Origin of the sequence: Stutzerimonas stutzeri, from assembly GCF_000935215.1 — a bacterium.
Taxonomy (GTDB): domain Bacteria; phylum Pseudomonadota; class Gammaproteobacteria; order Pseudomonadales; family Pseudomonadaceae; genus Stutzerimonas.
The window spans coordinates 47167-53849 of record NZ_JXXD01000168.1 but is presented as its reverse complement, the minus strand read 5'-3'; the positions used below and the strand labels follow the sequence as shown (position 1 = coordinate 53849).

Sequence of the window (6683 nt, the reverse complement as noted above, 5' to 3'; positions counted from 1 at the left end):
GCCAGGCGAATCGGTCCGGCCCCCATGTCCGGACCACGCCCGGTACGCTCGGCCAACTGACGCAGGGGAATGTTCCAACCGGCGTCGGCAGAGCCGTCATCATTGAAGTCGAGACAGAAAAACACCGCGGCGCGCACCTGCAGCCGCGGATTGATCATTACGTAGACAGCATGCATCTGGCGGTCTGCGAACTCGGGTAGCGCGACCACCCCATCCAGCACCGCTTCGAATTCGGGATACAGCATTTCCTTGCAGATGGAGCCCTCATTGAAGAACAGGACGGCTTCGACCATCTGCGGTTTGTTCTGCATGCTCGATTTCCTTTATCGCCCGCAACTGCGAGCCAGCGATTAGCGGAACGAGCGGCCATCCGATGCCGTCGTCCCGTTGGTGCCGCAAGTTTAGGGGAAATGTTCGCGCAGGCAATGTGACTGGGTTGGCAGGGAGTCGCCGCATCGGACGCCGTTCGACCAGGCGCCCAGCGGATTTGCGATGAGCTTAGCTAAATCACTTGCCGCGGTAGGCAGCGAGACGTCGCTTCATCTCGTCGCCCAGGGCCTGCAAGCCACTCATGGGCCGGATCATGACCTCGAATTCGACAATCTTCCCTTCGTCATCGAAGCGGATCATGTCGATGCCCTTGAGCTCACGGTCACCCACCCGGGCGCTGAACTCGAGGACTACATCCGCACCCTGGGCGCTGGCCAGCTCACGGTGGTAGCGGAAGTCCTCGAAAACCTGCAGCACGGTGTTGAGGATCAGATTCACCGTCGCTGCCCCCTCATACGGCGTGTGAGCCATCGGCGAGCGAAACACCGCCTGCGGATGCAGCAGCTCCGGCAGCCGGCTCAGGTCTCGCTCAGCGATCATTCGGTGCCAAGCCTGCAGGCTATTGGCAGCCCCCGGTTGCAGCGCGATTGCAGTTTCCATGCGTGATCCTCTTTGCGGATGTGCCGATGGCCTAGAGCGCCGCAGCCAGGCGGCAGCCCTGATTGATCGCGCGCTTGGCGTCCAGTTCGGCGGCGACGTCGGCGCCACCAATCAGGTGCACCCGCGCACCAGCGGCTTCAAGGCCTTCCTGCAGCTCACGCAACGGCTCCTGCCCGGCGCAGAGAATCACCGTATCCACCGGCAGTACCTGCGACTCGCCTTCGCCCACGCGGATGTGCAGACCGGCGTCATCGATCTGCAGGTACTCCACCGAATTGAGCATCTGCACGTGCTTGTTCTTCAGCCCGGTACGGTGGATCCAGCCAGTGGTCTTGCCCAGCCCGTTACCCACCTTGGACTTCTTGCGCTGCAGCAGATAGACCTGACGCTTGGGCGCATGCGGAGCCGGCTGGATGCCGGCGATACCGCCGCGCACCGACAGCCCGAGATCGATACCCCACTCCTTCCAGAAGGCTTCACGATCCAGGCTGGTGGATTCGCCGTCGTGGGTGATGTATTCCGACACGTCGAAGCCGATACCGCCTGCGCCGATCACCGCGACGCGCTGGCCGACCGGCTTGCGCTCCAGAATCGCATCCAGGTAGCCAATCACCTTCGGATGGTCGATCCCGGGAATTGTCGGCACTCGCGGCGCGATCCCGGTCGCCAGGATGATCTCGTCGAAGCCACCGGCCAGCAGCGCCTCCACCGTCGCGCGGGTGTTCAGACGAACCTCGACTCCGGTTTCTTCGAGGCGGTTCTTGAAGTAGCGCAGGGTTTCGTAGAACTCCTCCTTGCCCGGCACCCGCTTGGCAACATTGAATTGCCCGCCGATTTCGGCGGACGAATCGAACAGCGTCACCTCATGACCGCGCTCGGCTGCGATGGTCGCGGCGGCGAGCCCCGCAGGCCCGGCACCGACGACGGCGATCTTCTTCACCGCGGTCGTGGGGATGTAGTTCAGTTCTGTTTCGTAGCAGGCACGCGGATTGACCAGGCAGGTGGTCAGCTTGCCGCTGAAGGTGTGGTCCAGACAGGCCTGGTTGCAGCCGATGCAGGTGTTGATGCGCTCGCTGTGACCGGCGGCGGCCTTGTTGACGAACTCCGGATCGGCGAGGAACGGCCGCGCCATGGAGACCATGTCCGCATCGCCCTCGGCCAGCACCTGCTCGGCGACCTCCGGGGTATTGATCCGGTTGGTGGTGATCAGCGGAATGCTCACCTCGCCTCGCAGCTTCGCGGTCACCTTGGTGAACGCGGCGCGTGGCACCTTGGTGGCGATGGTCGGAATCCGCGCCTCGTGCCAACCGATGCCGGTATTGATCAGCGTGGCCCCCGCCTGCTCGATGGCCTTGGCCAGCTGCACCACCTCTTCCCAGACACTGCCGCCTTCGATGAGGTCGAGCATCGACAGGCGATAGATGATGATGAAGTCGCTGCCCACCGCTTCGCGCACGCGGCGCACGATCTCCACCGGCAGGCGCATGCGATTCTCGTAGCTGCCTCCCCAGCGATCGGTGCGGTGGTTGGTGTGCGCCACCAGGAACTGGTTGATGAAGTAGCCTTCCGAACCCATGATCTCGACGCCGTCATAACCGGCTTGCTGGGCCAGGCTTGCGCAGTTGACGAAGTCGCGGATCTGCTTCTCGATGCCCTCCTCGTCCAGTTCGCGCGGGGTGAACGGATTGATCGGCGCCTGGATAGCGCTCGGCGCCACCAGCTGCGGGCTGTAGGCGTAACGCCCGGCATGCAGGATCTGCATGCAGATCTTGCCGCCAGCTTCGTGAACCGCCTGGGTAACGATCTTGTGCTCTTCGGCCTCCTCCGGCGTGGACAGCTTGGCCGCCCCGGCGCGCACCGAGCCTTCCTCATTGGGGCCGACGCCACCGGTGACGATCAGGCCGACGCCACCGCGAGCGCGCTCGGCGAAGAATGCCGCCATCCGCTCGAAGCCGTTGGGCATTTCCTCCAGGCCCGTGTGCATGGATCCCATCAGGGTACGGTTGCGCAAGGTGGTAAAGCCCAGATCGAGCGGAGCCAGCAGTTTCGGGAAAGCGGTCATCGAAGCATCCTCATCATGACGAGTGCCGAGCCTCATGGGGCTACGGTCGGTATGCAGCGACGATAAACAGCGAAGGTGCTGCACTCAATGATCCAAAGTGACAACTTTTTGATCCTTCTGCGCAAAAAGCTTGGCAACAGGCGCCGCGTTACCTACGCTGACGCAACCCCTCACTGCCCTGCCTCACATGCGCACCTCAATCAATATCGTGCTGTTGCTCGTGCTCGCCGCAGCCTCATTTGCCGTCTACCTCGACTGGACACAAGACCGTCGTAGCGGCCCACTGCTGTCCGATCTGCGTACGCTACCCATCGAAAACCACGGGCAGGCCGGAAGCGCAGGCAACCTGCTGGGCATCGAGACGCGGCTGCAGCCAGCCGACTACCAGAGCCGCGAGCGGCTGCAACTCAAGTTTCGCACCTACCTCAAGCAGGCGGCCGAAGCCGGCATGCTCAGCGAGCGAACCGTCGTGGTGCTCCCCGAACACGTTGGCACTGGCCTGTTCGCCCTGGGCGAAAAGCCGGAAGTGCAGCAGGCCCGCACCCTGCGCGATGCGATGCAGTGGATGGCGCTCAGCAATCCCGGCAGCTATCTGCGCGCACTGCCGGATAATCAGGGCGACGATCGGCGTACCGGTGCGGTGTTGCGACTCAAGGCCCGACAGATGGCAGAGGAATACCAGAACGTCTTCGGCGGCCTCGCCAGAGAGTTCGGCGTTACCTTGGTGGCGGGCTCGATCGTGCTGCCGGAGCCCTATCTGGAGAACGATCAACTGATGATCGGCGATGGCCCGCTGCGCCAGGTAAGCCTGACCTTTGACGGTCGCGGCAAGCCCCTCGGAACGCTGCAGTACAAGCAGGCGTTGAGCCGTTACGAACGCCGCTACAGTGTTGCCCCCATCCCCGAGCGTCGACGGCTGATTGAAACACCGGCGGGCTCGCTGGCAGTGCTGCTGGGCTGCGATGCCTACCTCGAGCAACCGCCTGCCGAAGCGAAACTGCTGGCTGTACCCGGCGCGCTGGCAGATCCGCAAGCGAGCTGTGGCAGTACACATTCCGACGCGCTCAGCGCAAGACCGCACATGGCCGTGCATACCCTCGCCTTGCCCTGGAATCTGCTCGGCTCGCCGCGCCGCCCGGCGCCCCCGGGCCACGGCGTCCCGGTCCAGGTACGCAATCAATGGCTCGGCAGCACCCCATGAATGCGCAACGGGTGCGCCTGGGCGATCTGTCGGTCGGCTTTCTGCACAGCCTTAACGATGCGTTGCAGCTGTACGGCCATGACCCTCAGCCGCTTTTGCTTGCCTACGGACTGGATGGCGAGCGGCTCGCTGAGCCGCATGCCCGCCTCTCGATCCCCCGTTACATGCGGCTCGGGCATGCGGCCATCCAGCTGGCTGGCGATCCCGCTCTGGGCCTGGAGATGGGCCGCCTGCGCAAGCCCGGGCACCTCGGCCTCGCCGGGCTGACCGCTGCTCAGGCGCCCACCGTGCGCGAAGCGGCAAGGGCACTGATCCGCTACGAGGCGCTGTACGCATCCAACTACCGCGGCAGTTCAAGTTTTCATGAAGATGCGTCAGGCGCCTGGCTGCGCTTCTATTCCATCAGTCCTTACAACGCCTACAACCGCTTCGTCGTCGATACCGTGCTCGCCAGCTGGATCTCGCAGCTCAGCCGCTTGAGCGGTCAGCCGCTGGTGCCGATGGCGATCCACATCGAGTTCGAAGCCCCTGACTACGCCTCGCGCTACGACGAGCAGTTCGGCCGGCCGGTAATCTTCAGCGCCGAAGCGAATCAGCTGCAGCTGGATCAGCGCAGCCTGGCGTTGCGCAACCCGGATCATTGCCCCGGCACCTGGCGGCATCTGCTGGAGCTGTGTGAAGCCGAACTGGAACGGCGCACCCGCACCCGCAGTTTGCGCGAGCGGGTCGCACAGATTCTCGGGCCGATGCTCAAGGGCCAGGAGCCGGACCTGCAACAGATCGCTGCACGTCTGCAAATGCCGGCCTGGACACTGCGACGCAAGCTGGCCGAGGAAGACAGCAGCTATCGCGCGATCCTCAACGACACCCGCCGCGACCTGGCGATGGCCTACATTCGCGACACCGAATCCGCTTTCGGCGAGATCGCCTGGCTGCTTGGTTTTTCCTCAGCCGAAGCGTTTCAGCGTGCCTTCAAGCGCTGGAGCGGGCAGACGCCGGGAGACTATCGCCGGGCGCAGCGGCGCGGCGCGTAAACGGCGCATACGCGAGCGGCGCTCAGAGTTCGACCGCATCCTCGGCACAGTCCGGGTGATCCTGCTCAGCGGCATGCCATTCCAGTAGTTCGTCCTGGTAGTCGTCCATCGCTAGATTCCTCAATTGTCGGCGGTTGCCCAAGGCCTGATGCCTGTCTGTGCATCAAGGTTCATGCCAGCAGGCTACAACCGGCAAATGAAGGAATCGTGACGTGCTTCGAGTCCCGCCCGCGGCCAGATCACGGGGCATGCGCGAGCGGTACGCCCCAAAGCGGGGCGCGCCTTCAGGGTGAAGACAGGCCCGCCGCATTCATCGCCAGGCGCAGCAGCCAGGCGACGATACCGAGCGCCAGCACGCTTCCACTCCAGATCAGCACCAGCCAGCTCATGCGCTTCCAGAGCGGCCGCTGCTCAGGCTGTGCGGGCGGCTTGTTATCCAGATCAGCCATCAGTGATACCCATCCTCGGCACTGACCTTGCCGCGGAACACGTAGTAGCTCCAGGCCGTGTACATCAGGATCAGCGGCAGAATGAGCAGTGCTCCGACCAGCGTGAAGCCCTGACTCTGAGGCGGTGCGGCCGCCTCCCAGATGCTCACCGACGGAGGAATGATGTTTGGCCAGAGGCTGATGCCCAGACCGCTATAGCCGAGGAAGATCAGCGCCAGCGTCAGCAGGAATGGCGTGTAGTTGGCGTAGCGCTGAATCGAGCGCAGCAGTCCGAATGCGCAGAGCAGCACCAGCACCGGAACCGGCATGAAATACAGCAGGTTGGGCATGCTGAACCAGCGCTCGGCGATATCCGGATGGGTCAGCGGCGTCCACAGGCTGACGATGCCGGTAACCACCAGCACCGCCCACACCAGCGGTATGCCGATGTCGTGCATGCGCCGTTGCAGGTCGCCGGCGGTGCGCATCATCAGCCAGGTACAGCCGAGCAGCGCATAGGCAACGATCAGCGCCAGCCCGCAGAACAGCGAGAACGGCGTCAACCAGTCCAGCGCTCCGCCAGCATAGGCACGTCCCTCGACCGGCAACCCGCTGATGAACGCGCCAAGCACCACGCCCTGGAAGAAGGTCGCGACCAGCGAGCCGCCGATGAAGGCCTTGTCCCAGACATGCTGGCGCTCGCGGACCACCTTGAAGCGGAACTCGAACGCCACGCCGCGGAAGATCAGCCCCATCAGCATGAAGATGATCGGCAGATAGAGCGCGGACAGCACCACCGAATAGGCCAGCGGAAACGCGGCGAACAGCCCGGCACCGCCGAGTACCAGCCAGGTCTCGTTGCCGTCCCAGATCGGCGCGACGGTGTTCATCATCACGTCGCGCTCCGAGGCGTCCTGCACGAAGGGAAAGAGGATGCCGACGCCGAGATCGAAACCGTCCATCACCACGTACATCATGATGCCGAAGATGATGATCACCGCCCAGATCAGTGAAAGATCGATACCCAT

The 6683-nt window shown here is 63.7% G+C and carries 6 protein-coding genes and 1 pseudogene; 2 read left to right on the top strand and 5 right to left on the bottom strand.

What is annotated here, in order from left to right:
- The 3 genes and pseudogenes from LO50_RS17400 to LO50_RS17390 all read right to left on the bottom strand — a co-directional run.
- Positions 1-311 (bottom strand): annotated as a pseudogene (locus LO50_RS17400) (chromosome partitioning protein ParA); the annotation flags it as partial.
- Positions 312-507: 196 nt separating this feature from the next.
- Positions 508-930, bottom strand: coding sequence for a nuclear transport factor 2 family protein (locus tag LO50_RS17395; RefSeq protein WP_014820531.1), 423 nt, complete (start codon positions 928-930; stop codon positions 508-510).
- Between the two features lie 31 nt (positions 931-961).
- A complete protein-coding gene (locus LO50_RS17390; RefSeq protein ID WP_044315777.1) occupies positions 962-2992 on the bottom strand; it encodes an NADPH-dependent 2,4-dienoyl-CoA reductase in 2031 nt (676 codons plus the stop codon).
- 187 nt (positions 2993-3179) lie between these two features.
- Here LO50_RS17390 and LO50_RS17385 point away from each other — a divergent pair, with 187 nt between their 5' ends.
- Both LO50_RS17385 and LO50_RS17380 read left to right on the top strand, forming a co-directional pair.
- Positions 3180-4193 carry a carbon-nitrogen hydrolase family protein gene (locus LO50_RS17385; RefSeq protein ID WP_014820533.1) on the top strand — a complete coding sequence of 338 codons (1014 nt, stop codon included), beginning with the start codon at positions 3180-3182 and terminating at the stop codon, positions 4191-4193.
- Positions 4190-5227 (top strand): AraC family transcriptional regulator, encoded by a 1038-nt coding sequence (locus LO50_RS17380; protein ID WP_014820534.1) that lies wholly within the window; start codon positions 4190-4192, stop codon positions 5225-5227. Before LO50_RS17385 ends, LO50_RS17380 begins: the two co-directional genes overlap by 4 nt.
- Positions 5228-5511: 284 nt before the next feature.
- On the opposite strand, the gene LO50_RS17375 is transcribed toward LO50_RS17380, so the two are convergent.
- Entirely contained in the window at positions 5512-5676 is a 165-nt protein-coding gene (locus LO50_RS17375) for a DUF2474 domain-containing protein (protein WP_014820535.1), read from the bottom strand.
- Positions 5676-6683 (bottom strand): cytochrome d ubiquinol oxidase subunit II, encoded by a 1008-nt coding sequence (gene cydB / locus LO50_RS17370; protein ID WP_044315776.1) that lies wholly within the window; start codon positions 6681-6683, stop codon positions 5676-5678. The genes LO50_RS17375 and cydB overlap by 1 nt, the downstream gene beginning before the upstream one ends.